Origin of the sequence: Isoptericola croceus, assembly GCF_029382255.1 — a bacterium.
Taxonomy (GTDB): Bacteria; Actinomycetota; Actinomycetes; order Actinomycetales; family Cellulomonadaceae; genus Isoptericola; species Isoptericola croceus.
In genome coordinates, this window is the sequence record NZ_JARLLG010000447.1 from 1 (window position 1) to 259 (window position 259).

At 57.9% G+C, this 259-nt stretch carries 1 protein-coding gene; it reads left to right on the forward strand.

Going from position 1 to position 259, the window contains the following annotated elements; all coding sequences use genetic code 11:
- Window positions 1-68: 68 nt before the first annotated feature.
- Window positions 69-259, forward strand: a 191-nt coding sequence (locus tag PZC42_RS21825) for an SDR family NAD(P)-dependent oxidoreductase (protein WP_277214295.1), incomplete at its 3' end; no start/stop codon positions are given.

The following is a 259-nucleotide window of genomic DNA, read 5'->3' on the forward strand; positions in this document are numbered from 1 at the left end:
AGTCTGGATTATCCAGTTTGGAATTTTCAAGCCGGGATTATTAAGATGAGGGAAACAAAGTGACGGCGGTGGACTCGGACCAGCAGGTTGCCCTGGTTACCGGAGCCTCTCGCGGGATAGGCGCCGTCATTGCCAGCCGCCTGGCTCGGGCAGGAATCCGGGTGGGCGTGAATTACAATACCAGTGCAAAAGCCGCTGAGAAGGTGGTGGCCGACATCATCGCCGACGGCGGCGAAGCATTTCTGGTGGAAGGCGACGT